The 25707-nt window shown below is 55.5% G+C and carries 24 protein-coding genes and 1 tRNA gene; 18 read left to right on the top strand and 7 right to left on the bottom strand.

Annotated features, from left to right (window positions below):
• The first annotated feature begins 65 nt into the window (after positions 1-65).
• Positions 66-141 (top strand) — tRNA-Trp (locus tag B3X29_RS07350).
• Positions 142-241: 100 nt separating this feature from the next.
• On the opposite strand, the gene hdfR is transcribed toward B3X29_RS07350, so the two are convergent.
• Positions 242-1063 carry an HTH-type transcriptional regulator HdfR gene (gene hdfR / locus B3X29_RS07345; protein WP_156655365.1) on the bottom strand — a complete coding sequence of 274 codons (822 nt, stop codon included), beginning with the start codon at positions 1061-1063 and terminating at the stop codon, positions 242-244.
• Positions 1064-1181: 118 nt separating this feature from the next.
• On the opposite strand from hdfR, the gene B3X29_RS07340 reads away from it, so the two are divergent.
• Positions 1182-1520, top strand: coding sequence for a DUF413 domain-containing protein (locus B3X29_RS07340; RefSeq protein ID WP_039031246.1), 339 nt, complete (start codon positions 1182-1184; stop codon positions 1518-1520).
• Positions 1521-1545: 25 nt separating this feature from the next.
• Here the strand turns inward: B3X29_RS07340 and B3X29_RS07335 are convergent, their stop codons facing one another.
• Positions 1546-3066 carry a YifB family Mg chelatase-like AAA ATPase gene (locus B3X29_RS07335; protein ID WP_159340420.1) on the bottom strand — a complete coding sequence of 507 codons (1521 nt, stop codon included), beginning with the start codon at positions 3064-3066 and terminating at the stop codon, positions 1546-1548.
• Between the two features lie 342 nt (positions 3067-3408).
• On the opposite strand from B3X29_RS07335, the gene ilvL reads away from it, so the two are divergent.
• The 7 genes from ilvL to ilvA all read left to right on the top strand — a co-directional run bounded on the left by ilvL (position 3409) and on the right by ilvA (position 9963).
• Entirely contained in the window at positions 3409-3507 is a 99-nt protein-coding gene (gene ilvL, locus B3X29_RS07330) for an ilv operon leader peptide (protein WP_001311244.1), read from the top strand.
• Positions 3508-3593: 86 nt separating this feature from the next.
• Complete coding sequence (gene ilvX, locus B3X29_RS07325) at positions 3594-3644, top strand: peptide IlvX (protein ID WP_197090613.1); 51 nt, start codon at positions 3594-3596, stop codon at positions 3642-3644.
• 2 nt (positions 3645-3646) lie between these two features.
• The gene (ilvG, locus tag B3X29_RS07320; RefSeq protein WP_103177474.1) at positions 3647-5293 is read left to right on the top strand and encodes an acetolactate synthase 2 catalytic subunit; all 1647 of its coding nucleotides are present in this window, start codon (positions 3647-3649) and stop codon (positions 5291-5293) included.
• On the top strand, positions 5290-5559 hold the full coding sequence (gene ilvM, locus B3X29_RS07315) for an acetolactate synthase 2 small subunit (RefSeq protein ID WP_103177473.1): 270 nt from the start codon (positions 5290-5292) through the stop codon (positions 5557-5559). The genes ilvG and ilvM overlap by 4 nt, the downstream gene beginning before the upstream one ends.
• 16 nt (positions 5560-5575) lie before the next feature.
• A complete protein-coding gene (gene ilvE, locus B3X29_RS07310) occupies positions 5576-6505 on the top strand; it encodes a branched-chain-amino-acid transaminase (protein ID WP_103177472.1) in 930 nt (309 codons plus the stop codon).
• Between the two features lie 60 nt (positions 6506-6565).
• A complete protein-coding gene (gene ilvD, locus B3X29_RS07305; protein ID WP_103177471.1) occupies positions 6566-8416 on the top strand; it encodes a dihydroxy-acid dehydratase in 1851 nt (616 codons plus the stop codon).
• Positions 8417-8418: 2 nt separating this feature from the next.
• Complete coding sequence (gene ilvA / locus B3X29_RS07300) at positions 8419-9963, top strand: threonine ammonia-lyase, biosynthetic (RefSeq protein ID WP_156655519.1); 1545 nt, start codon at positions 8419-8421, stop codon at positions 9961-9963.
• Here the strand turns inward: ilvA and ilvY are convergent.
• On the bottom strand, positions 9960-10850 hold the full coding sequence (gene ilvY, locus B3X29_RS07295) for an HTH-type transcriptional activator IlvY (protein WP_103181002.1): 891 nt from the start codon (positions 10848-10850) through the stop codon (positions 9960-9962). The two genes, ilvA and ilvY, sit on opposite strands and share 4 nt — an antisense overlap.
• A gap of 151 nt (positions 10851-11001) precedes the next feature.
• Here ilvY and ilvC point away from each other — a divergent pair, with 151 nt between their 5' ends.
• Positions 11002-12477 (top strand): ketol-acid reductoisomerase, encoded by a 1476-nt coding sequence (gene ilvC, locus B3X29_RS07290; RefSeq protein ID WP_156655362.1) that lies wholly within the window; start codon positions 11002-11004, stop codon positions 12475-12477.
• An 86-nt stretch (positions 12478-12563) separates the two neighbouring features.
• On the opposite strand, the gene ppiC (B3X29_RS07285) is transcribed toward ilvC, so the two are convergent.
• Both ppiC (B3X29_RS07285) and ppiC (B3X29_RS07280) read right to left on the bottom strand, forming a co-directional pair.
• Complete coding sequence (ppiC, locus tag B3X29_RS07285; protein WP_008501570.1) at positions 12564-12845, bottom strand: peptidylprolyl isomerase PpiC; 282 nt, start codon at positions 12843-12845, stop codon at positions 12564-12566.
• A gap of 49 nt (positions 12846-12894) precedes the next feature.
• Positions 12895-13176: a peptidylprolyl isomerase PpiC gene (gene ppiC / locus B3X29_RS07280; RefSeq protein ID WP_103177469.1), complete on the bottom strand. Its 282-nt coding sequence runs from the start codon at positions 13174-13176 to the stop codon at positions 12895-12897.
• Positions 13177-13288: 112 nt separating this feature from the next.
• On the opposite strand from ppiC (B3X29_RS07280), the gene rep reads away from it, so the two are divergent.
• A complete protein-coding gene (rep, locus tag B3X29_RS07275; protein WP_103177468.1) occupies positions 13289-15310 on the top strand; it encodes a DNA helicase Rep in 2022 nt (673 codons plus the stop codon).
• A 45-nt stretch (positions 15311-15355) separates the two neighbouring features.
• On the opposite strand, the gene gppA is transcribed toward rep, so the two are convergent.
• Together gppA and rhlB are read right to left on the bottom strand one after the other, a co-directional pair.
• Positions 15356-16840 carry a guanosine-5'-triphosphate,3'-diphosphate diphosphatase gene (gene gppA / locus B3X29_RS07270; protein WP_103177467.1) on the bottom strand — a complete coding sequence of 495 codons (1485 nt, stop codon included), beginning with the start codon at positions 16838-16840 and terminating at the stop codon, positions 15356-15358.
• 4 nt (positions 16841-16844) lie between these two features.
• Positions 16845-18110 carry an ATP-dependent RNA helicase RhlB gene (gene rhlB / locus B3X29_RS07265; protein WP_103177466.1) on the bottom strand — a complete coding sequence of 422 codons (1266 nt, stop codon included), beginning with the start codon at positions 18108-18110 and terminating at the stop codon, positions 16845-16847.
• Positions 18111-18254: 144 nt separating this feature from the next.
• On the opposite strand from rhlB, the gene trxA reads away from it, so the two are divergent.
• The 7 genes from trxA to rffC all read left to right on the top strand — a co-directional run bounded on the left by trxA (position 18255) and on the right by rffC (position 25705).
• Positions 18255-18584 carry a thioredoxin TrxA gene (trxA, locus tag B3X29_RS07260; RefSeq protein ID WP_006179218.1) on the top strand — a complete coding sequence of 110 codons (330 nt, stop codon included), beginning with the start codon at positions 18255-18257 and terminating at the stop codon, positions 18582-18584.
• Between the two features lie 337 nt (positions 18585-18921).
• Positions 18922-20181: a transcription termination factor Rho gene (rho, locus tag B3X29_RS07255; RefSeq protein ID WP_001054528.1), complete on the top strand. Its 1260-nt coding sequence runs from the start codon at positions 18922-18924 to the stop codon at positions 20179-20181.
• Positions 20182-20421: 240 nt separating this feature from the next.
• Complete coding sequence (gene wecA / locus B3X29_RS07250) at positions 20422-21525, top strand: UDP-N-acetylglucosamine--undecaprenyl-phosphate N-acetylglucosaminephosphotransferase (protein ID WP_103177465.1); 1104 nt, start codon at positions 20422-20424, stop codon at positions 21523-21525.
• A gap of 12 nt (positions 21526-21537) precedes the next feature.
• The gene (wzzE, locus tag B3X29_RS07245) at positions 21538-22584 is read left to right on the top strand and encodes an ECA polysaccharide chain length modulation protein (RefSeq protein ID WP_103177464.1); all 1047 of its coding nucleotides are present in this window, start codon (positions 21538-21540) and stop codon (positions 22582-22584) included.
• 57 nt (positions 22585-22641) lie between these two features.
• The gene (gene wecB / locus B3X29_RS07240) at positions 22642-23772 is read left to right on the top strand and encodes a non-hydrolyzing UDP-N-acetylglucosamine 2-epimerase (RefSeq protein ID WP_103177463.1); all 1131 of its coding nucleotides are present in this window, start codon (positions 22642-22644) and stop codon (positions 23770-23772) included.
• Positions 23769-25031, top strand: a complete 1263-nt coding sequence (wecC, locus tag B3X29_RS07235) for a UDP-N-acetyl-D-mannosamine dehydrogenase (protein WP_103177462.1) — start codon at positions 23769-23771, stop codon at positions 25029-25031. The genes wecB and wecC overlap by 4 nt, the downstream gene beginning before the upstream one ends.
• Entirely contained in the window at positions 25028-25705 is a 678-nt protein-coding gene (rffC, locus tag B3X29_RS07230) for a dTDP-4-amino-4,6-dideoxy-D-galactose acyltransferase (protein ID WP_103177461.1), read from the top strand. The genes wecC and rffC overlap by 4 nt, the downstream gene beginning before the upstream one ends.
• Positions 25706-25707: the final 2 nt, after the last annotated feature.

Here is a 25707-nt window from a genome sequence, read left to right as displayed (position 1 = left end):
CCGTCCGTTCCGCCACTTATTTAAACTAAGCCTGCTACATTAGCAGGCTTAGTAGTAAGAAATTTAGGGGCGTAGCTCAGTTGGTAGAGCACCGGTCTCCAAAACCGGGTGTCGCGAGTTCGAGTCTCTCCGCCCCTGCCATATAAAGAATCCTTTGCTTCGGCGAAGGATTTTTTTTTGCCTGTAATATTTCAACTTTCCCCTCTTTAAGCCTTTAATTGCGTCCCTGCAACAGGCTGATTCACTCCATCACGCTGATTTTAAGTAGATCTTTGATCTGCCCCTGTTTGTCACTGTTCTGAAGCCAGATAGCGTATAGCGGCCTCTGGAGCAGGGCTGAATCGGTGACCGCATACAGGCCTGGTTTATTACTGGCCCAGCGTTGTGGCAGCCAGGTACAACCTTTAAGCGCTGCGAGTTGTTGGCAGGCTATTTCAGCAGAACTGGTTGTCAGGACTGGAACATCGTCCGCTGCAATCAACCCCGCCTCATGCGGCTGGAAATCGGGGCCCCATTCAAGGCGCAGATAATTCAGGTCGCTTTTCAGAGCGGAAGGTTCCGCCGCATAGAGTCCCAGACTGAACTGGCCGAGAACCTGGCTGCTAAATTCATCCATTTTTGGTGCTTCGGTAGTGATCAGAAGATCCAGTTGTCTTTCATGCAGTTGCTTAACCAGCGACTGCCGTTGCGCAATACGCGCCTCAAACTGCAGATGCCCGTGAGAGCGATATAGCCGACTCAGCCACGGGCTAAGCATGCACTCCCATAGCGAGGCGCTGGCACCGATAGAGAACTCATTATGCTTTGAGGTATGAGCAACCTCTTTACGTGCCGCCTGCCAGGTGTTCATGAGCGTTTCGGCATACGGCAGAAGTTTCTCTCCCGCTGGCGTTAAGCGGATGTTGTTGCGATGGCGGGTGAAAAGGTTTACACCGAGCTGATTTTCAAGCTGTCGAATACGAAAGCTCACTGCCGACTGCGTCAGATAAAGCGCTTCTGCGGCGCGCCCAAAGTGGCGAGTTCTGCTCACTTCGAGAAAAGTTTTTAGCAATTCCGTATCCACGGTATTCTCCGCAAAATTATTTGTCGTTATGATTTAAATGTTTTGTTTGACGCTCTGTCAAGCGTAACTAATACTCCGCGCCATAAATAGCTCGGCCAAAGATATAGGAGCGTGTAGGATGGCGGAAAGCTTTACGACGACTAATCGTTTTTTCGACAACAAAAATTATCCACGCGGATTTTCTCGCCATGGTGATTTCACCATCAAAGAGGCACAACTGCTTGAGCGCCATGGTTATGCCTTCAATGAACTGGATTTGGGAAAACGTGAACCCTCCACTGAAGACGAAAAATCATTTGTTGCCGTCTGCCGTGGCGAGCGCGAGCCAGTAACGGAAGCGGAGCGCGTATGGATCAAATATATGGCGCGTATCAAGCGTCCAAAGCGTTTCCATACTCTGTCTGGTGGTAAACCACAGATGGAAGGTGCGGAAGACTACACCGATTCAGACGATTAATAAAAAGGGGCTAAGGCCCCTTTTTTTATGCCAGCATCTTTTGCAGGTGTAGCAGCAGGCGGTCAATAGCGCGATAGCTCAGCGCTTCCTGTAGATGCCTGCGTTCAATATTTTCACACTCCTCCAGATCGGCAATAGTACGGGCAACTTTTAACAACCGCTGCCACGCACGTACTGACAGACCAAAATGGGTAAGTGTCTCCTCCAGCCACAGCGCGTCATCTGCCGCTAGCCGGCAAAAAGTGCGGATCTCAGCGTTATCCAGATGCGCGTTACGTTTCTTCTGCCTTGCCAGCTGCCTCTCCTGTGCGGCAATCACTCGGTTTCGCACGGTGAGGCTTGATTCCCCCGTTTTATGCGCCTGGCTTAGTAAGCCTGGCGGCGGGAGTGGGATCTCGAGCGATAGATCGAAGCGGTCGAGGAATGGCCCGGACAAGCGACCCAGATAGCGGAGCGTCTGCTCGGGCGAGCAGCGATTATGATTGCCTTGATAGTGCCCCGTTGGGCTGGGGTTCATGGCGGCGATAAGCTGGAAGCGTGCCGGATAACTGATCTTGGCGCGCGTGCGGGAGATATTAATTTGCCCGGATTCAATGGGCTCGCGTAAGGCGTCCAGCACGCGACGCTCAAACTCGGGCAATTCGTCCAGAAACAGAATGCCATTATGTGCCAGTGAGATCTCTCCCGGCCCGGGGATTGCACCTCCACCCACCATGGCTACCAGCGAGGCACTATGATGCGGGGCCCGGAAAGGGCGCTGACGCCATTGTTTATACATTGATGTGGCGCTGACCAGGCTTACGATAGCCGCGCTTTCCAGCGCCTCATGGTTACTGAGTGGCGGCAGCAGAGTGTTGAGCCGGCTCGCGAGCATGGTTTTGCCGGTGCCGGGTGGGCCAATGAGCAGCAGGTTATGCGCACCAGCTGCGGTGATCTCCAGCGCCCTCTTACCCTGTTCCTGGCCGATGATATCGCTGATGTCACACTCGTTATGTTCGGCAACAAACGGCTCCCCAACGGGCGCGGCCAGCTCATGACATCCCTCAAGAAAAGCGCATACTTCCTGGAGGTGTTCAGCAACCAGGCAGCCTTTTTCTTCAATAAGGCTGACTTCAGCAGCATTATCTCTGGCGACGATAATCTCTCTCCCGGCGCGTATAGCCGCCAGAGCGCCAGATATCGCGCCAGGAACCCCTCTTAACGTGCCTGTAAGCGCCAGCTCACCCACAAACTCATATGCGCTTATCCTGGAGGAGGAGAGCTGCTCAGAGGCGACGAGAAGCGCGATGGCGATAGGTAAATCGTATCGTCCCCCTTCCTTAGGGAGATCGGCTGGGGCCAGATTGATGGTGATCTTTTTGGCCGGGAAGGTATAACCACTATTGATGATCGCGCTGCGTACCCGGTCTCTGGCCTCCTTAACGGTAGTTTCGGGCAAGCCGACCAGCGTCAGGCCAGGCAGGCCATTACTGAGATGAACTTCTACGCAAATAAGCGGTGCTTCAACGCCTAATGCAGCGCGGGTATAGACAACCGACAATGACATAAATGGCCTCCTTGTCGTGCCACTATGTCATCTGTCCGACGCGATTTTTACCGTCAGTTCGCGTTTTTACGTGGCCTGTTCATGAATATTTTCCCTTAATTGTAATGTTTTCATCACCATGGAGGCCTGCTCGCAAAAGGGTAATAAGCTTGTCTTCTCACCCTCATTGCCCAGGAAAAAATGAAAATAATTCATTTTCTATTTTTGTCATAAAAAACAATGATTTTTATCTAAACTATTAGCGTAATAAGCAAATGAATTATAAAAAAATGTTGTGTTTGATTCGATATCTGTGATAACTCTTTAGGTATTCCTTCGAACAAGATGCAAAAAGAACAGCAAATGACAGCCCTTCTACGAGTGATTAGCCTGGTCGTGATTAGCGTGGTGGTGATTATTATCCCACCGTGCGGGGCTGCACTTGGACGAGGAAAGGCTTAATAATCAAGCCTTAACGAACTAAGACCCCCGCACCGAAAGGTCCGGGGGTTTTTTTATGACCTTAAAACATAAGCGAGGAGCAGAGGATGAGTAACAGCATAAAATTCTGTTTCTCCCGATTTACGACGGGGAAGTAACTATGAATGGCGCACAATGGGTAGTACATGCGTTGCGAGCGCAGGGAGTCGAGACAGTATTCGGTTACCCGGGTGGTGCAATTATGCCGATTTACGATGCTCTGTATGACGGCGGCGTGGAACATCTGTTGTGCCGACACGAGCAGGGCGCAGCAATGGCGGCCATCGGTTATGCGCGTGCTACGGGGAAAACTGGCGTCTGTATGGCGACCTCTGGCCCGGGCGCGACCAACCTCATCACCGGTCTGGCTGACGCACTGCTCGATTCCGTTCCCGTTGTGGCCATCACCGGTCAGGTTGCCTCTCCCTTCATCGGCACCGATGCTTTCCAGGAAGTGGACGTTCTCGGTTTGTCACTGGCGTGTACGAAACACAGCTTCCTCGTCCAGTCACTCGAAGAGCTGCCTCGCGTCATGGCGGAGGCATTTGAGGTGGCAAACTCAGGCCGTCCTGGTCCGGTTCTGGTTGATATTCCTAAAGATATCCAAGTTGCGCTGGGCGAGCTGGAGCCTCACTTCTCTACCGTTGAGAACGCCGATGATTTCCCGCATACCGAAGCAGATGAAGCGAGCCAGATGCTGACCCACGCGCAAAAACCGATCCTCTACGTAGGCGGCGGCGTTGGGATGGCGCAGGCCGTTCCAGCCCTGCGTGAATTTATCGCGGTTACCCAAATGCCCGCGACCTGCACACTGAAAGGGCTGGGCGCGGTGGATGCCGACTACCCGTACTATCTGGGTATGTTGGGGATGCACGGCACGAAAGCGGCCAACCTTGCGGTGCAGGAGTGCGACCTGTTGATCGCTGTGGGCGCGCGCTTTGACGATCGTGTCACTGGCAAGCTGAATACCTTCGCGCCGAATGCAAAAGTTATTCATATGGATATCGATCCGGCAGAGATGAATAAGCTCCGTCAGGCGCATGTGGCTTTGCAAGGGGATCTCAACGCGGTGTTGCCTGCGTTGCAACAGCCATTAGCGATTGACGCCTGGCGTCAGCATGCGGCAGCGATGCGCCGCGAACATGCCTGGCGCTATGACCATCCGGGTGAAGCTATCTATGCGCCGCTGCTGCTGAAACAGCTGTCGGATCGTAAGCCAGCCGACAGCGTAGTCACCACCGACGTGGGCCAGCACCAGATGTGGTCAGCCCAGCACATGACCTACACGCGCCCGGAAAATTTCATCACGTCCAGCGGCTTAGGCACGATGGGCTTTGGTCTGCCTGCCGCCGTTGGGGCGCAGGTAGCGCGCCCGGACGATACGGTCATCTGCATCTCCGGTGACGGCTCCTTCATGATGAACGTACAGGAGCTCGGCACCATCAAGCGTAAGCAGTTGCCGGTGAAGATCGTGCTGCTGGATAACCAACGTTTGGGCATGGTTCGCCAGTGGCAGCAGCTCTTTTTCCAGGAGCGTTACAGCGAAACCACCCTGACCGATAACCCCGATTTCCTCGTTCTGGCCAGCGCCTTCGGCATCCCTGGCCAGCACATCACCCGTAAAGACCAGGTTGAAGCGGCACTTGATGAAATGTTGTCCAGCAAGGGGCCTTACCTGCTTCATGTCTCAATCGACGAGCTTGAGAATGTCTGGCCGTTGGTGCCGCCCGGCGCCAGTAACTCACAAATGCTGGAGAAATTATCATGATGCAACATCAGGTCGCCGTTCAGGCTCGCTTCAACCCGGAAACGTTAGAACGTGTATTGCGCGTGGTGCGCCATCGTGGGTTCCAGATCTGTTCGATGAACATGGAAACCGCCACCGACGCGCAGAACATAAATATTGAATTGACCGTTGCCAGTCAGCGCCCCGTCGAATTACTGTTTAGCCAGTTGAGCAAACTTGTCGACGTCGCCCGGGTTGATATCCAGCAGCGTGCCGCTTCATCACAAACACAACAAATTCGCGCCTGAGCGCAAAGGAAGAAAAATGACGACGAAAAAAGCTGATTTCATTTGGTCCAATGGTGAGATGGTTCGCTGGGAGGACGCTAAAGTCCACGTGATGTCCCATGCGCTTCACTACGGTACTTCTGTATTTGAAGGTATCCGTTGCTACGACTCACACAAAGGCCCGGTGGTGTTCCGTCATCGTGAACACATGCAACGTCTGCGTGATTCAGCCAAAATTTATCGCTTCCCTGTTTCTCAGAGCGTCGACGAGCTGATGGAAGCTTGCCGCGCGGTGCTGCGTAAAAACAACCTGACCAGCGCCTATATTCGTCCGCTGGTTTTCGTGGGTGATGTGGGTATGGGCGTCAACCCGCCAGCCGGTTACACCACCGATGTGATCATCGCCGCGTTCCCGTGGGGAGCATACCTGGGCGCCGAAGCGCTGGAACAGGGGATCGATGCGATGGTCTCCTCCTGGAACCGTGTGGCGCCAAACACTATCCCGACCGCAGCCAAAGCGGGCGGTAACTATCTCTCCTCCCTGCTGGTAGGCAGCGAAGCGCGCCGTCACGGTTATCAGGAAGGTATCGCCCTGGATGTGAACGGCTATATCTCTGAAGGTGCGGGTGAGAACCTGTTTGAAGTGAAAGATGGCGTCCTCTTCACCCCGCCATTCACCTCTTCCGCCCTGCCAGGGATCACCCGCGACGCCATTATCAAACTGGCGCAGGATCTGGGCATTGAAGTGCGCGAGCAGGTGCTGTCCCGTGAATCACTGTATCTGGCCGATGAAGTGTTCATGTCCGGTACCGCAGCAGAGATCACCCCGGTACGCAGCGTCGACGGCATCCAGGTCGGTGAAGGCCGCCGTGGCCCGGTCACTAAACGTATCCAGGAAGCCTTCTTCGGCCTCTTCACCGGCGAAACCGAAGATAAATGGGGTTGGTTGGACCAGGTTAATCCATAAGCATAAATATGGGACGGCACGCACCGTCCCATTTACCAGATAGACGGGAGTAAATAACGCATGCCTAAGTACCGTTCCGCCACCACCACTCACGGCCGCAATATGGCGGGTGCCCGCGCGCTGTGGCGCGCTACCGGAATGACCGATGCCGATTTCGGGAAACCGATTATCGCCGTGGTCAACTCTTTTACCCAGTTTGTGCCGGGCCACGTGCACCTGCGCGACCTCGGGAAGCTGGTTGCCGAGCAGATTGAAGCCTCCGGCGGCGTGGCAAAAGAGTTCAACACCATCGCCGTGGATGACGGGATCGCAATGGGGCACGGGGGCATGCTCTATTCACTGCCGTCGCGCGAGCTGATTGCCGACTCGGTGGAGTACATGGTGAACGCCCACTGTGCCGATGCCATGGTCTGTATCTCTAACTGCGACAAAATCACCCCGGGGATGCTGATGGCCTCCCTGCGCCTGAACATTCCGGTGATCTTCGTCTCCGGCGGCCCAATGGAAGCGGGTAAAACCAAGCTCTCCGATAAGATCATCAAGCTCGACCTGGTTGACGCGATGATTCAGGGCGCGGACCCGAAAGTCTCCGACGAGCAGAGCGAACAGGTTGAACGTTCAGCATGCCCGACCTGCGGCTCCTGCTCCGGGATGTTCACCGCCAACTCGATGAACTGTCTGACCGAAGCGCTGGGCTTATCTCAGCCGGGTAACGGCTCGCTGCTGGCGACCCACGCCGATCGTAAGGAGCTGTTTATCAATGCCGGTAAACGCATCGTTGAGCTGACCAAACGCTACTACGAGCAGGACGATGCCAGCGCGCTGCCCCGCAATATCGCCAGCAAAGCGGCATTTGAAAACGCCATGACGCTGGATATCGCTATGGGCGGTTCCACTAACACCGTTCTGCACCTGCTGGCCGCCGCGCAGGAAGCGGAGATCGATTTCACCATGAGTGATATCGACAAGCTCTCCCGCAAAGTGCCGCAGCTGTGTAAGGTTGCGCCAAGCACGCAGAAATATCACATGGAAGATGTTCACCGTGCCGGTGGCGTGCTGGGGATCCTCGGTGAGCTGGATCGCGCCGGGTTGATGAACCGCGATGTGAAAAACGTGCTGGGCCTGACGCTGCCGCAGGCGCTGGATCAGTATGACGTGATGCTGACCAAAGATGAGTCAGTGAAAAAGATGTTCCGCGCCGGTCCGGCCGGTATCCGTACCACCCAGGCGTTCTCGCAGGATTGTCGCTGGGACAGTCTGGATGACGATCGCGCAGAGGGTTGTATCCGCTCGCTGGAACATGCCTACAGCAAAGATGGTGGCCTGGCGGTTCTGTACGGCAACTTTGCGGAAAACGGCTGTATCGTTAAAACCGCAGGCGTTGATGACAGCATTCTGAAATTTACCGGTCCGGCAAAAGTCTACGAGAGCCAGGATGAGGCGGTAGAAGCGATCCTCGGCGGCAAAGTGGTTGAAGGCGATGTCGTGGTGATCCGCTACGAAGGGCCGAAAGGCGGGCCTGGAATGCAGGAGATGCTCTACCCGACCACCTTCCTGAAATCGATGGGCCTCGGTAAAGCCTGTGCGCTGATCACCGACGGTCGCTTCTCCGGCGGCACCTCCGGTCTCTCTATTGGCCATGTTTCGCCGGAAGCGGCCAGCGGCGGCAACATCGCGATCATCGAAGATGGCGACCTGATTGAAATCGATATTCCGAATCGCGGTATTCAGCTGAAACTGAGCGACCAGGAAATTGCAGCCCGCCGCGAAGCACAGGAAGCGCGTGGGGATAAAGCCTGGACGCCGAAAGATCGCCAGCGTGAAGTCTCCTTCGCCCTGCGCGCATATGCGACCCTCGCGACCAGTGCAGATAAAGGCGCAGTGCGCGATAAATCTAAACTTGGGGGCTAATGATGGCCGAATCCCAACCCTTATCCGCCGCCCCCGAGGGGGCGGAATATCTCAGGGCGGTACTACGCGCGCCGGTTTATGAAGCGGTGCAGGTCACGCCGCTGCAAAAAATGGACAAGCTCTCGGCGCGCCTCGATAACGTCATTCTGGTAAAACGTGAAGACCGTCAGCCGGTACACAGCTTTAAGCTGCGCGGCGCTTACGCGATGATGGCCGGGCTGAACGATGAGCAAAAAGCGCGTGGGGTGATCACGGCGTCTGCGGGCAACCATGCCCAGGGCGTGGCGTTCTCGTCTGCGCGTCTGGGGTTAAAAGCGCTGATCGTAATGCCGGTTGCCACGGCGGATATCAAAGTCGATGCGGTGCGGGGATTTGGCGGTGAAGTGCTGCTCCACGGCGCCAATTTTGACGAAGCGAAAGCCAAAGCCATTGAGCTGGCGCAGCAGCAGGGCTTCACCTGGGTGCCGCCGTTCGATCACCCGATGGTGATTGCCGGGCAGGGTACCCTGGCGCTGGAACTGCTGCAGCAGGATGCCCATCTTGACCGGGTGTTTGTTCCGGTCGGCGGCGGTGGCCTGGCGGCGGGCGTGGCGGTACTCATCAAACAGCTGATGCCGCAGATCAAAGTGATTGCCGTGGAAGCGGAAGATTCTGCCTGCCTGAAGGCGGCGCTGGATGCCGGGCATCCGGTCGATCTCCCGCGCGTTGGGTTGTTTGCCGAGGGTGTGGCGGTGAAACGCATCGGGGATGAGACCTTCCGCGTCTGCCGGGAGTATCTCGACGACATCATCACCGTCGACAGCGATGCGATTTGCGCAGCGATGAAAGATCTCTTCGAGGATGTGCGCGCGGTGGCAGAGCCGTCCGGCGCGCTGGCGCTGGCGGGGATGAAAAAATATATCGCCCAGCACAATATTCGCGGCGAGCGTCTGGCCCATGTCCTTTCCGGCGCTAACGTCAACTTCCACGGCCTGCGCTACGTTTCCGAGCGCTGCGAGCTGGGTGAACAGCGTGAAGCGCTGCTGGCAGTGACCATCCCGGAAGAGAAGGGCAGCTTCCTCAAGTTCTGCCAGCTGCTGGGCGGCCGTTCGGTAACCGAGTTCAACTACCGTTTTGCCGATGCTAAAGATGCCTGCATTTTTGTTGGGGTGCGTTTAAGCCGCGGTCTGGAAGAGCGCAAAGAGATCCTCAGCCTGCTGCATGACGGTGGCTACAGCGTGGTGGATCTCTCTGATGATGAAATGGCGAAGCTGCACGTGCGCTACATGGTGGGCGGGCGTCCGTCTAAACCGTTACGGGAGCGTCTGTTCAGCTTTGAGTTTCCGGAGTCGCCGGGTGCGCTGCTGAAGTTCCTGCATACCCTGGGCACGCACTGGAACATCTCCCTGTTCCACTACCGCAGCCACGGCACCGACTACGGTAGGGTACTGGCGGCGTTTGAACTGGGCGAGCACGAGCCGGATTTCGAAACGCGGCTGAACGAACTGGGCTACGAGTGTCATGACGAAACCGACAACCCGGCGTTCCGTTTCTTCCTGGCGGGCTAGTGGTTGGGCAATATCTTCCAGAACGCATCAATAAGCGGCTCATGCAGCCGCTTTTTTTGTGCGCAGACGCCAAGCTCAAACGGCGTTTTCTCGTCGCTGCGCTCCAGAATCATCACGCGATTGCGCACCGGCTCCGGACTGTTCTCCAGCACCACTTCCGGCAGCAGCGCCACGCCGCAGCCGAGCGCCACCATTGAGACCATCGCCTCATGGCCGCCCACTGTCGCATAGATGGAAGGGTTGCTGATTTTCTGACGACGGAACCACAGCTCAATGCGACGACGCACCGGCCCCTGATCGGCCATGATAAAGGGCACCGTTGACCAGTCGGGCTTCTCCACCGACACCTGGTTGCGCACCGGGCAGGGCAGCGCCGGAGCGATCAGTACTACGGCCAGATTTTCCAGCATCGAGAAGGCCACCGCCCCCGGCAGGGTTTCCGGTTTGCCGGCAATGGCCAGATCCGCTTCACCCGTCACCACCTTTTCCATCGCATCGGCGGCATCGCCGGTGGTGAGTTTAATTTCAACCGAGGGATGTTCCGCGCGGAAGCGGTCAAGAATGGGGGGAAGATGGCTATAGGCGGCGGTCACCGAGCAGAAGATGTGGAGCTCGCCGGACAGAGAGGGCCCCTGCTGGTCGATGGTGTGGCGCAGCTGCTGATACTGCAATAACGTCTGTTGGGCAAACGTACGCAACTCTTCCCCCGCTTCGGTGAGCGTCACCGTGCGGTTATCACGCACAAACAGCGGCTGGCCGAGATCCTCTTCCAGACGCTGGATCTGGCGGGAAAGCGTGGAGGGGCTGACATGCATCGCCCGCGCGCTGCGGCCAAAATGGCGGCTTTCCGCCAGATGCAAAAACATTTTTAGATCGCGTAAATCCACCGATTCCACTCCCCCATTTTACATTGCAAATATTGCAACGTGACGTTGTGAATATATCAATTTCCGCAATAAATTTCCTGTTGTAATGTGGGTACATTCTCGCTGAACAGCGAACCGAACAATAAGACACACAACATCACGAGGTATCACCATGGCTAACTACTTCAACACACTGAACCTGCGCCAGCAGCTGGCGCAGCTGGGCAAATGCCGCTTTATGGCGCGCGATGAATTTGCCGATGGCGCAAGCTACCTTCAGGGTAAGAAAGTGGTCATCGTCGGCTGTGGCGCACAGGGTCTGAACCAGGGCCTGAACATGCGCGACTCCGGCCTGGATATCTCTTACGCCCTGCGTAAAGAAGCGATTGCTGAGAAGCGTGCTTCCTGGCGCAAAGCGACCGAAAACGGCTTCAAAGTGGGTACCTACGAAGAGCTGATCCCGCAGGCAGATCTGGTTGTTAACCTGACGCCAGACAAACAGCACTCTGACGTTGTGCGTTCCGTACAGCCTATGATGAAAGATGGCGCGGCGCTGGGTTATTCCCACGGCTTCAACATCGTTGAAGTGGGCGAGCAGATCCGTAAAGACATCACCGTCGTGATGGTGGCACCGAAATGCCCGGGTACCGAAGTGCGCGAAGAGTACAAGCGTGGTTTCGGTGTGCCGACCCTGATCGCGGTTCACCCGGAAAACGATCCGAAAGGCGAAGGGATGGCGATCGCCAAAGCATGGGCAGCAGCTACCGGCGGCCACCGTGCGGGCGTGCTGGAATCCTCCTTCGTGGCCGAAGTGAAATCTGACCTGATGGGCGAGCAGACTATCCTGTGCGGCATGCTGCAGGCCGGTTCTCTGCTCTGCTTCGATAAGCTGGTGGAAGAGGGTACTGACCCGGCATACGCGGAAAAACTGATTCAGTTCGGCTGGGAAACCATCACCGAAGCGCTGAAGCAGGGCGGCATCACCCTGATGATGGACCGTCTGTCTAACCCGGCGAAACTGCGTGCCTTCGCCCTGTCCGAGCAGCTGAAAACCATCATGGCACCGCTGTTCCAGAAACATATGGACGACATCATCTCTGGCGAGTTCTCTTCCGGCATGATGGCTGACTGGGCCAACGACGATAAGAAACTGCTGACCTGGCGCGAAGAGACCGGTAAGACCGCGTTTGAGACCGCTGAGCAGTATGAAGGCAAAATCGGCGAGCAGGAGTACTTTGATAAAGGCGTTCTGATGATTGCGATGGTGAAAGCGGGCGTTGAGCTGGCGTTCGAAACCATGGTGGATTCCGGCATCATCGAAGAGTCTGCTTACTATGAATCCCTGCACGAGCTGCCGCTGATTGCGAACACCATCGCCCGTAAGCGTCTGTATGAGATGAACGTGGTTATCTCCGATACCGCTGAATACGGTAACTACCTGTTCTCTTATGCCTGCGTACCGCTGCTGAAAGAGTTCATGACCACCCTGCAGCCAGGCGATCTGGGCAAAGCGATTGCCGAAGGTGCGGTAGATAATGCCCAACTGCGTGACGTGAACGAAGCGATTCGCAGCCACGAGATCGAGAAAGTAGGTCACAAACTGCGTGGCTATATGACCGATATGAAACGTATCGCAGTAGCAGGCTAAAACCTCATGTCGGGTGGCGCTGTGCTTACCCGACCTACAAAGCTGTATCAAGTAGGCCGGGTAAGGCGAAGCCGCCACCCGGCTTTTTATTTGCGGTACAGCACTTTAATAACGTGGTAACCGAACTGAGTGTGCAGCGGGCCGGTTGGCTCCAGCACCGGGCAGGAGAAGACCACTTTATCGAACGCCGGAACCATCTGACCCTGGCGGAATTCACCCAGATCGCCGCCGCGTTTGCCTGACGGGCAAATAGAGTGCTTCTTCGCCAGCTTGCCGAAGTCGGCGCCGTTTTTAATCTGCTCCAGAAGATCCAGAGCCAGTTTCTCTTCTTTAACAAGAATATGCAGTGCTGCTGCTGTTTTTGCCATGATCGTGCCTTGAAGGGTTGAGTTAAATCGGGGCGCAATATACCACGCGTTAGCGGCGATACAGCACCTTAATGATATGGTAGCCATACTTCGTTTTGACCGGGCCGCAGGGTTTTAGCAGCGGGCAGCTAAAAACCGCCTCATCGAAAGGGCCCACCATCACACCCTGCTTAAATTCCCCTAAATCGCCGCCGTTGCGCCCGGAGGGACATTTAGAGTAGCGCTTCGCCAGATGATCGAAGCTGATGCCGCGTTCCAGTTTGGCAAGGATCTCCTGCGCCAGCTTCTCTTCTTTTACCAGAATGTGCAGGGCCGCTGCGCTCTTTTTCATGGTTCTGCTCTCGGGGTTAATCGCGTTTTGTTCACTTTATCATTAGCCGGTAAATCTGCGCCCGGCTTTCTGCTACAATCCCCACCCCGTTCGAAGATTGAGCAATATTCCCATGCGTTTAAACCCTGGACAACAACAAGCGGTCGAATTCGTTACTGGACCATGCCTGGTGCTGGCAGGGGCGGGTTCCGGTAAAACCCGCGTCATCACCAACAAAATCGCCCACCTGATCCGCGGCTGCGGCTATCAGGCACGCCACATCGCCGCGGTGACCTTTACCAACAAAGCGGCGCGCGAGATGAAAGAGCGTGTCGGGCAGACGTTAGGGCGCAAAGAGGCCCGCGGCCTGATGATCTCCACCTTCCATACCCTGGGGCTGGATATCATAAAGCGCGAATATGCGGCGTTGGGGATGAAAGCCAACTTCTCGCTGTTTGACGATACCGATCAGGTGGCATTGCTCAAGGAGCTGACCGAAGGGCTGATCGAAGATGACAAAGTGGTGCTGCAGCAGTTGATCTCCACGATCTCAAACTGGAAAAACGATCTGATGAGCCCTGCCCAGGCCGCCGCAAGCGCCAAAGGGGAGCGGGATCGGATCTTCGCCCACTGCTACAGCCTGTATAACGATCATCTCAAAGCCTGCAACGTGCTCGACTTTGACGACCTGATCCTGCTGCCCACGCTGCTGCTGCAAAGCAATGAAGAGGTGCGTGAGCGCTGGCAGAACAAGATCCGCTACCTGCTGGTGGATGAATATCAGGACACCAACACCAGCCAGTACGAGCTGGTGAAACTGCTGGTGGGTCAGCGGGCGCGTTTCACCGTGGTGGGTGACGATGACCAGTCGATCTACTCCTGGCGCGGCGCTCGTCCACAGAACCTGGTCCTGCTCAGTAAGGACTTCCCGGCGCTGCAGGTGATCAAGCTGGAGCAGAACTACCGCTCATCCGGGCGTATTCTGAAGGCGGCCAACATCCTGATCGCCAATAACCCACATGTGTTTGAAAAACGCCTCTTTTCCGAACTGGGATACGGCACGGAGCTGAAGGTGCTCAGCGCCAACAATGAAGATCACGAAGCCGAGCGCGTGGCGGGCGAACTGATTGCCCATCACTTCGTGAACAAAACCAACTACAAAGATTACGCCATTCTCTATCGCGGAAATCACCAGTCGCGCGTCTTTGAAAAGATGCTGATGCAGAACCGCATCCCGTACAAAATTTCCGGCGGAACCTCGTTCTTCTCGCGCCCGGAAATCAAGGATCTGCTCGCCTACCTGCGGGTACTGACCAACCCGGACGATGACAGTGCTTTCCTGCGGATCGTCAATACGCCGAAGCGCGAGATTGGCCCGGCGACACTGCAAAAACTGGGCGAGTGGGCGATGACCCGCAACAAGAGCCTGTTAACGGCCAGTTTCGATATGGGTCTGAGCCAGACCTTAACCGGGCGTGGCTATGAATCGCTGACCCGCTTTACCCACTGGCTGCGCGAGATCCAGCAGCTCAGCGAGCGGGAGCCGATTAATGCGGTGCGGGATCTGATCCGCGGCATCGACTATGAATCCTGGCTGTATGAAACTTCCGCCAGCCCGAAAGCGGCCGAGATGCGGATGAAGAACGTCAACCAGCTTTTCACCTGGATGACTGAGATGCTGGAAGGGACGGAGATCGATGAACCGATGACCCTGACCCAGGTGGTTACCCGCTTTACCCTGCGCGATATGATGGAGCGTGGTGAAAGCGAAGAGGAGGCGGATCAGGTGCAGCTGATGACCCTGCATGCCTCGAAAGGGCTGGAGTTCCCGTATGTCTATCTGGTGGGTATGGAAGAGGGCTTACTGCCGCACCAGAGCAGCATTGATGAAGACAACGTCGATGAAGAGCGTCGTCTGGCCTATGTGGGCATCACGCGGGCGCAAAAAGAGCTGACATTTACGCTGTGTAAGGAGCGGCGCCAGTATGGAGAGCTGGTACGCCCGGAGCCGAGCCGTTTCCTGCTGGAGTTACCTCAGGATGATGTGCGCTGGGAGCAGGAACGTAAGGTCATCACCGCCGAAGAGCGGATGCACAAAGGGCAGGCCAGCATCGCCAATATTCGCGCCATGATGGAAAAAGCGAAAAACCGCTAGGCTGAAGGCCCGGTATGCGTAGCGCTACCGGGCATATCGTCGTAATTAATGAACCTCAAGCGCCCAGTGCACGTAGCTCTGCCACTGGGACTCCTGTACCAGCATTTCGGCGCCCAGCGGATGCGTATCGAGCCAGTTTTCCGGTAAGGCTAGCGTCAGTTTCTCTCCTTCCGCCTTCAGCGTGATGGCCGGCAACAGATCGTCCCGGCGACGGCTGGCAAAGAGGATCGCCAGACGCAGCAGGCGGCACAGATGTTCCGCCACGCGCGGCGGAACCGCGTTTTGCTGGTGGAGCGAAGAGAGATCGACAGGGTTGGTCTGGTTTAACAGCAGCGTCGCCAGGAGTTTCTTTTGCGCCGGGGTAAAGCCGGGCAAATCGAGATTGCGTACCAGATACGCCGCGTGCAGCGGCGCTTGTTTGAAATCGACGCTCAGGCCAATTTCATGTAGCTGACAGGCGCTCAGGAGTAGTTCGCGACAGATAGGCTCAATATGCCACTCATTTTCGACGTGATCGAGGAATTTTGTCGCAAGCCTGGCGACCCGGTGCGCCTGCTCAATATCGACCATAAACCGGCGCTGGATGTTGCGCAGGGTGTGGTCGCGAATATCCTGATCGACCGCCAGATGTAGCATGCCGTAGACCAGCCCTTCCCGCAGCGCGCCACCCGCAAGGGTCATGCACTGAATATTCAGTTCGGTGAAAATGGCAATCAGGATCGCCAGCCCGCTCGGGAAGACCAGCGCGCGTTCAAGGGTGAGTCCTTCAATTTCCAGCTCTTCCAGGCGGCCACAGAGGATCGCGCGCTGTTTTAACTGCTGAAGTTTCGCCAGCGTGATGCGCTCATCCATCCCCTGCGCCATCATGATTTCCTGCAGCGCCTGGACGGTGCCGGACGCGCCAACGCAGACTTTCCAGCCGTGATAACGCAGTTCATCGGCCACCGGACGCAGCACTTCGCGCGCGGCTTTTTCCGCGTCATCAAAGTTTTCTTGCGCCAGATTTCGATCGGTGAAGTAGCGTTCAAGCCAGGTGACACAGCCCATCGATAAGCTGTTGAGGGATGTCGCCTGAGCGCCATTACCGGTGACCAGTTCAGTGCTTGCACCACCGATATCCACCACCAGACGACGCTCGTCACCGCCCGTGGTATGCGCTACCCCCTGATAAATCAGGCGGGCTTCTTCTTCACCGCTGATCACCTGTATCGGGCAGCCCAGGATCTGCTGGGCAGTGGCAATAAATTCACCGGCATTCACCGCCAGACGCAGGGTGGCGGTAGCAACAACACGGATTTGCTGGGTAGGGATATCCTGCAGACGCTCGGCAAAAAGACGCAGACATTGCCAGCCGCGCTCCATGGCTTCTGGAGAGAGCTGATTATCAGCACTCAGGCCCGCCGCGAGGCGGACCTTACGCTTAATACGCGCCAGCGTTTGAACACTGCCCGCCACCTCGCGCACAACCAGCATATGAAAACTATTCGAACCTAAATCAATAGCTGCATAGAGCGAGGTAGACCGGAGCATATTTTTAGCCTGAACGACGACGATTACGCGGTGCGCTGTTACGGCGCGGACCATTGCCAGAACGCGCGCGGGTCAGGCGCTTCGGCGGCGGAAGCTCGCTTAACAGCGCTTCCGGGTTATATTTACTGACCGGAATTGAGTGGCCGATATAGGTCTCAATGGCGGGCAGATTCAGCGCGTACTCTTCACAGGCCAGGCTGATGGAGTGCCCGCTGGCGCCCGCACGACCGGTACGCCCGATACGGTGAACGTAATCTTCGCAGTCATCCGGCAGGTCATAGTTGAAGACGTGCGTGACCGCCGGGATGTGCAGGCCGCGCGCGGCGACATCCGTTGCAACCAGAATATCCAGATCGCCACGGGTAAACTCTTCAAGAATGCGCAGACGTTTTTTCTGTGCGACATCGCCCGTTAACAGACCAACACGGTGTCCATCCGCAGCCAGGTGGCCCCAGATATCTTCACAGCGGTGTTTAGTGTTGGCGAAAACGATCGCGCGATCCGGCCACTCTTCTTCAATGAGCGACTGCAGCAGACGCATTTTCTCTTCGTTAGAAGGGTAGAAGAGCTCTTCTTTAATACGGTGGCCGGTTTTCTGTTCCGGTTCCACTTCGACGTATTCGGCGTTGTTCATCTGTTCGAACGCCAGTTCACGGACGCGATAAGAGAGCGTGGCCGAGAACAGCATATTCAGACGCTGGTTAGCGGCAGGCATGCGACGGAACAGCCAACGGATATCTTTAATAAAGCCGAGATCGTACATGCGATCGGCTTCGTCCAGCACCACAACCTGGATAGCGCCGAGGTTAATGTGGTTCTGCTTCGCGTAATCGATAAGACGGCCGGTGGTGCCGATCAGAATATCGACGCCGCTTTCCAGCACTTTCAGCTGTTTGTCATAACCGTCACCGCCGTAGGCCAGGCCGAGTTTCAGGCCGGTAGCTTGCGCCAGGGGTTCTGCATCAGCGTGGATCTGGACCGCCAGTTCTCGCGTCGGTGCCATAATCAGCGCGCGCGGTTGGTTAACTTTACGGTCAGCAATTGCCGGATGAGAGAGTAAATAATGAAACGTTGACGTTAAAAACGCCATCGTTTTGCCGGTACCGGTTTGCGCCTGCCCTGCAACGTCGCGACCCGCCAGCGTCAGCGGAAGGGCGAGAGCCTGAATGGGCGTGCAGTTATGAAACCCTTTTGTTTCAAGGGCTTCGATCACTTTTGGGTGCAGGGCGAAGTCGGAAAACTTCTGTTCTGTTAAATGTGTTTTGCTCATAGTGTGGTAGAATATCAGCTTACTATTGCTTTACGAAAGCGTATCCGGTGAAATAAAGTCAACCTTTAGTTGGTTAATGCGACATCAACAGGTCGTTGATGGATGCAAGATCAACGCGCCAGGCTTATTCCTGTGGAGTTATATATGAGCGATAAAATTATTCACCTGACTGACGACAGTTTTGACACGGACGTACTTAAAGCTGACGGGCTGATCCTCGTCGATTTCTGGGCTGAATGGTGTGGTCCTTGCAAAATGATCGCCCCGATTCTGGATGAGATCGCCGACGAATATCAGGGCAAACTGACCGTGGCTAAACTGAACATCGACCAGAACCCGGGCACCGCGCCAAAATATGGCATCCGCGGCATCCCGACTCTGCTGCTGTTTAAAAACGGTGAAGTAGCAGCGACCAAAGTGGGCGCCCTGTCCAAAGGTCAGCTGAAAGAGTTCCTGGACGCCAATCTGGCGTAAGGCTTCTCGTCTGTGCGTCCAGGGTTTCTAAATTGTTTGGATCTCTGGACGCCCGGCTTGAGTCGTGCTAAGTTACCTATGACTTCGTTTTAAACATACCTTGTTGTTTGAATCTTGTTTTACCCGATACTTCCCGTTGTTGACATAAACAGTGCGAGAAGTGGATAGATTCCGGGCTTGTCACTCAATCCGTCTTGTCGTTTCAGTTCTGTGCTTTCCCTGTGAGCAGACAGCGAACAGACATGAGTTGATAGCCGTTAACAGGCATGGATGACCCTGCCATACCATTCACAAATTAAGTTCGAGTATTACCCCGAGTTTAAGAACCCACACCATTATGAATCTTACCGAATTAAAGAATACGCCGGTTTCTGAGCTGATCACTCTCGGCGAAAATATGGGGCTGGAAAACCAGGCTCGTATGCGCAAGCAGGACATCATTTTTGCCATCCTGAAGCAGCACGCAAAGAGTGGCGAAGATATCTTTGGCGACGGTGTGCTGGAGATATTGCAGGACGGATTTGGTTTCCTCCGCTCTGCAGACAGCTCCTACCTCGCCGGTCCTGATGATATCTACGTTTCTCCCAGCCAAATCCGCCGTTTCAACCTCCGCACTGGTGACACCATTTCAGGTAAGATTCGTCCTCCTAAAGAGGGTGAACGCTACTTTGCGCTGCTGAAAGTTAACGAAGTTAACTACGATAAGCCGGAAAACTCGCGCAATAAGATCCTGTTCGAAAACTTAACGCCGCTGCACGCGAACTCACGCCTGCGCATGGAGCGTGGTAACGGTTCTACTGAAGACTTAACCGCTCGCGTTCTGGATCTGGCTTCGCCGATTGGTCGCGGTCAGCGTGGTCTGATTGTCGCGCCGCCAAAAGCGGGTAAAACCATGCTGCTGCAGAATATCGCGCAGAGCATCGCTTACAACCACCCAGACTGCGTACTGATGGTACTGCTGATTGACGAACGTCCGGAAGAAGTGACCGAGATGCAGCGTCTGGTGAAAGGTGAAGTTGTGGCGTCGACCTTTGACGAACCTGCCTCCCGCCACGTTCAGGTTGCTGAAATGGTTATCGAGAAGGCGAAGCGTCTGGTTGAGCATAAGAAAGACGTTATCATCCTGCTTGACTCCATCACCCGTCTGGCGCGTGCCTACAACACCGTGGTTCCAGCGTCCGGTAAAGTCTTGACCGGTGGTGTGGATGCCAACGCCCTGCATCGTCCGAAGCGTTTCTTCGGTGCTGCGCGTAACGTGGAAGAGGGCGGCAGCCTGACCATCATCGCAACCGCGCTGATCGACACCGGTTCGAAGATGGATGAAGTGATTTACGAAGAATTTAAAGGTACAGGCAACATGGAACTGCACCTGTCGCGTAAAATCGCTGAAAAACGCGTCTTCCCGGCTATCGATTACAACCGTTCCGGTACCCGTAAAGAAGAGCTGCTCACCACTCAGGAAGAGCTGCAGAAAATGTGGATCCTGCGCAAAATTATCCATCCAATGGGTGAAATCGACGCGATGGAGTTCCTCATTAACAAGCTGGCGATGACGAAAACTAACGATGATTTCTTCGATATGATGAAACGCTCGTAATATAAATAAAGCGCCGAAACGCCACGTTTTTACGTGGCGTTTTTCTTTTATGGCTTATACGCTGTAACAGTAAGCTGTCAAATTATACTGCCGGGGACGAAAATCGGAATGTTCGTCAAAGCAGAAAAGTAATTGTCTGAAAAATAAACAAAGGGACTTGGGCGAGGCCTGCTTTTTCCTTCTTGAGCCGAGCCTTCAAGGTTATACTTTCGGGATTAACATTTGTTGAGAGCATCCATTGTGAATCTACTCACTGCGGTGACTGAGCTAATCAGTATTTTTCTTTTTACCACCTGTTTTTTATTCCTCGCCCGTAAGGTCGCGAAGAGAGTCGGACTGGTGGATAAGCCCAATTATCGTAAACGCCATCAAGGCTTGATTCCGCTGGTTGGTGGGATCTCGGTTTACGCGGGTATCTGCTTCACCTTCGCCATTGCGGATTATTATATCCCTCATGCGGCACTCTATCTGGCCTGTGCCGGCGTGCTGGTGCTGGTTGGCGCGCTGGATGACCGATACGATATCAGCGTCAAATTCCGCGCCGCGGTTCAGGCGGCTATCGGCGTCATCATGATGGTGGTAGGGAAACTCTATCTCAGCAGCCTGGGCTACATCTTTGGCACCTGGGAGATGGTACTGGGGCCATTCGGCTACTTCCTGACGTTGTTTGCCGTATGGGCGGCGATTAACGCCTTTAACATGGTAGACGGCATTGACGGTCTGCTTGGTGGGCTCTCCAGCGTCTCCTTCGCGGCTATCGGCATCATCCTCTGGTTTGATGGCCAGTACAGCCTGTCGATGTGGTGCTTCGCGATGATCGCCGCCATTCTGCCTTATATCTGCCTTAACCTCGGTGTCCTGGGACGTCGCTACAAGGTCTTTATGGGGGATGCCGGCAGTACGCTGATTGGCTTTACCATCATCTGGATCCTGCTGGAAACTACTCAGGGTAACACCCATCCAATCAGTCCGGTGACGGCACTGTGGATCATCGCCATTCCATTGATGGATATGGTGGCAATAATGTACCGCCGTCTGCGTAAAGGCATGAGTCCCTTCTCCCCAGACCGCCAGCATATTCATCATCTTATTATGCGTGCCGGCTTCACCTCACGACAGGCATTTGTCTTGATTACGCTGGCCGCTGCGCTGTTAGCCGGGATTGGCGTTGCCGCAGAATATGCACATTTCATTCCTGAATGGGTAATGTTGGTATTATTCTTGCTTGCATTTTTCCTGTACGGCTACTGTATTAAACGCGCATGGAAAGTAGCGCGCTTTATTAAACGCGTAAAACGCCGTATGCGTAGAAATAATGGCAATAACCCAACTTTAACTAAGTAAATCGGGACTGTAATGACTCAACCGTTGGCGGGAGCAAAATCAGTGGTAACTGAGAATGAGCTGGATGTTCGTGGCTTGTTCCGCGTGTTATGGGCGGGCAAGTTTTGGATTGCAGGTATTGCGCTGGGCTTTGCACTTATCGCTCTGGCCTATACCTTTTTCGCCAGACAAGAGTGGAGTGCGACGGCGATTACCGACCGTCCTACGGTGAATATGCTTGGAGGTTTCTACTCTCAGCAACAGTTTCTGCAGAATCTGGATGTAAAAGCGAATCCTGCGACCGCCGACCAGACTTCGGTAATGGACGAGTCCTACAAAGAGTTTGTTATGCAGCTCGCCTCCTGGGATACGCGCCGTGATTTCTGGAACCAGACCGACTATTTCAAACAGAGAATGGTCGGCAACAGCAAAGCCGATGCAGCCCTGCTGGATGAGCTGATCAACAACATTCAGTTTATGGCGGGCGATCCGCTGCGCAACATCAACGACAGCGTCAAGCTGATTGCTGAAACCGCGCCGGACGCGAATAACCTGCTGCGTCAGTATGTCGCTTTCGCCAGCCAGCGCGCAGCAAGCCACCTTAATGATGAGCTGAAAGGCGCCTGGGCGGCGCGTACCGTGCAGATGAAAGCGCAGGTCAAACGTCAGGAAGAGGTCGCCAAAGCCATCTTTAACCGCCGGGTACATAACCTCGATCAGGCGCTGAAGATTGCTGAAAAGAGCAATATCTCGCGCAGTGAAACCGATGTGCCTGCCGATGAACTGCCCGATTCTGAAATGTTCCTGCTGGGGCGTCCTATGCTCCAGGCGCGCCTGGAAAATCTGCAGGCCGTTGGGCCAGATTTTGACCTCGATTACGACCAGAACCGCGCCATGCTCAACACCCTCAACGTCGGTCCGACACTGGACCCGCGTTTTCAGACCTATCGTTATTTGCGAACACCTGAAGAACCTGTAAAACGCGATAGTCCACGTCGCGCATTCCTGATGATTATGTGGGGGATTGTGGGTGCTTTAATTGGCGCAGGCGTGGCATTAACCCGTCGTCGCAAAATTTAAGAACGCCGTCTACGATGAAGGCTGCTGGCCTTCATCGCTTAATCGAAGAGAATCGATGTGAAAGTACTCACTGTCTTTGGTACAAGGCCGGAAGCCATCAAGATGGCGCCTCTGGTCCATGCGCTGGCAAGCGACCCTTATTTTGAGGCGAAAGTTTGCGTTACCGCGCAGCATCGGGAGATGCTGGATCAGGTCCTAAAACTCTTTTCCATTGTTCCCGACTACGACCTCAATATTATGAAGCCGGGGCAAGGGCTAACCGAAATTACCTGCCGTATTCTGGAAGGTTTAAAACCTATTCTGGAGTCGTTCAGGCCGGATGTCGTGCTGGTGCACGGCGATACCACCACCACCATCGCCACCAGTCTGGCGGCATTCTATCAACGTATTCCGGTTGGACATGTCGAAGCCGGTTTACGCACGGGCGATCTCTCCTCCCCGTGGCCAGAAGAGGCGAACCGGACCCTGACCGGGCATCTGGCAATGTATCACTTTGCGCCAACCGAGAACTCCCGTCAGAACCTGCTGCGCGAAAACGTTAACGACCAGCACATCTTTGTCACCGGCAACACGGTGATCGACGCGCTGATTTGGGTGCGCGACCGGGTGCTGGCGAACGACAGCCTGCGTGGGCAACTGGCCGAACAGTATCCGTTTCTCGCTAACGGTAAAAAGATGATTCTGGTCACCGGACACCGGCGGGAAAGTTTTGGCCAGGGCTTCGAGCAAATTTGCCATGCGCTGGCTGAAATCGCCGCGCGTAACGAAGATGTCCAGATCGTCTATCCGGTGCATCTGAACCCTAATGTCAGCGAGCCGGTCAACCGCATCCTGGGGCATGTCAAAAACGTCATACTTATTGAGCCGCAGGACTATCTGCCATTCGTCTGGCTGATGAACCATGCCTGGCTGATCCTGACGGACTCAGGCGGAATTCAGGAAGAAGCGCCTTCACTGGGGAAACCGGTGCTGGTGATGCGTGAAACCACCGAGCGTCCTGAAGCGGTTAAAGCGGGGACGGTAAGGCTGGTGGGGACCGATTCACGAGCCATCGTGGAAGAGGTGACGCGCCTGCTACATAACAACGAAGAGTATCAGGCCATGAGCCGGGCCCATAACCCGTATGGTGATGGCCAGGCCTGTGACCGCATTTTGTACGCACTTAAACACAATCGGGTATCGCTATGAGTTTTACTACCATTTCTGTCATTGGTCTTGGCTACATTGGGCTGCCCACGGCGGCGGCATTTGCCTCCCGTCAAAAACAGGTAGTGGGTGTTGATATCAACCAGCATGCGGTTGAGACGATCAACAAGGGTGAAATTCATATCGTTGAGCCAGATCTCGACAAGGTGGTAAAAACCGCCGTTGAAGGGGGATACCTCAGGGCCAGTACCACACCAGTGGTTGCCGATGCCTACCTGATTGCTGTGCCGACGCCATTCAAAGGCGAGCATGAGCCGGATATGGCCTATGTCGAAGCGGCAGCGAAATCCATCGCCCCGGTACTAAAAAAAGGCGCGCTGGTGATCCTCGAATCCACCTCACCGGTGGGTGCCACCGAGCAAATGGCCCAGTGGCTGGCTGAGGCGCGCCCGGATCTGACTTTCCCGCAGCAGGCGGGCGAGCAGGCCGATATCAACGTCGCCTACTGCCCGGAGCGCGTGCTGCCGGGGCAGGTGATGGTCGAACTGATTAAAAACGATCGGGTTATTGGCGGCATGACTCCGGTCTGTTCCGCCCGCGCCAGCGAGCTGTATAACATCTTCCTCGAAGGCGAGTGCGTGGTGACCAACTCCCGTACCGCTGAGATGTGCAAACTCACCGAAAACAGCTTCCGCGACGTGAACATTGCGTTTGCTAATGAGCTGTCGCTGATTTGCGCCGATCAGGGGATTAACGTCTGGGAACTGATTCGTCTGGCGAACCGCCATCCGCGCGTGAATATCCTGCAACCCGGGCCGGGCGTAGGCGGGCACTGCATCGCGGTCGACCCGTGGTTTATCGTGTCGCAGAACCCCCAGCAGGCGCGTCTTATCCGTACCGCCCGCGAAGTTAACGACAGCAAGCCGCACTGGGTACTGAACCAGGTGAAAGCCACCCTGGCAGATTACCTGACCCAAAGCGGCAAGCGCGCGAACGAGGTGACCATCGCCTGTTTTGGTCTCGCCTTTAAGCCGAACATTGACGATCTGCGTGAAAGCCCGGCGATGGAAATTGCTGAGATGATTGCCGACTGGCACAGCGGTGAAACGCAGGTGGTGGAACCCAATATTCATGAACTGCCGAAAAAACTGGCTGGACACTGCGCCCTGACCAGCGTTGAAGAGGCGCTGGCAACCGCCGATGTGCTGGTGCTGCTGGTGGACCATAACGAGTTTAAAGCGATCCAGGGCGAGGCCGTCCGTCAGGAATTTATCGTTGATACCAAAGGGGTCTGGCGTTGAGTCAGCTCCACGGTGCGTTACAGCCGCTGGAGTGGGAAAGCGAGTTTTTTGCCCTTCCCACGGCGCTTGTGCGCCTCTCTGATGATGCTCCGCTGCTGACGGCTTCCGGGCTGGACGCCTGGCAGCGGGTGCAGGCTAAAATTCCGGCCACCCGCGCCGACTGGCTGGACGCCTTACAGGCGCAGGGCTTCAGGCTGGTGGAAGGCGAAGTCGATCTCGCCATTACCGTGACGCACCACGCTTGCCCTGGCGCGGAACCTGCGATGGAGCAGGATATCCCGGCGCTGCGCCAGCTGGCTGCTCAGGCCTTTGCGCAGAGCCGCTTTCGCGCCCCCTGGTACGCACCTGACGACAGCGGTCGCTTCTATGCCCAGTGGATCGAGAATGCGGTAAAAGGCACCTTCGACCATCTTTGCCTGGTGTTCCGCGCGCCGGATGGCGCCATCCAGGGCTTTGTCTCCCTGCGCAAGCTCAGCGACAACGAGGCGCGTATCGGTCTGCTGGCCGGGCGCGGTATGGGCGAGAAGTTAATGCAGGCGGCGCTGCACTGGGCGCAGCAACAGCAGATTTCTACTTTGCGGGTGGCGACCCAGATGGGCAACACCGCCGCGCTTAAACGTTATATCGCAAGCGGCGGCAACATCGAAACGACCGCTTACTGGCTATACAGGTGACA

Origin of the sequence: Leclercia sp. UBA5076 (genome assembly GCF_002416465.1) — a bacterium.
Classification (GTDB): Bacteria; Pseudomonadota; Gammaproteobacteria; order Enterobacterales; family Enterobacteriaceae; genus Enterobacter.
Note: the sequence above shows the minus strand (reverse complement) of the source record. Positions and strands in the feature narration are given on the sequence as shown.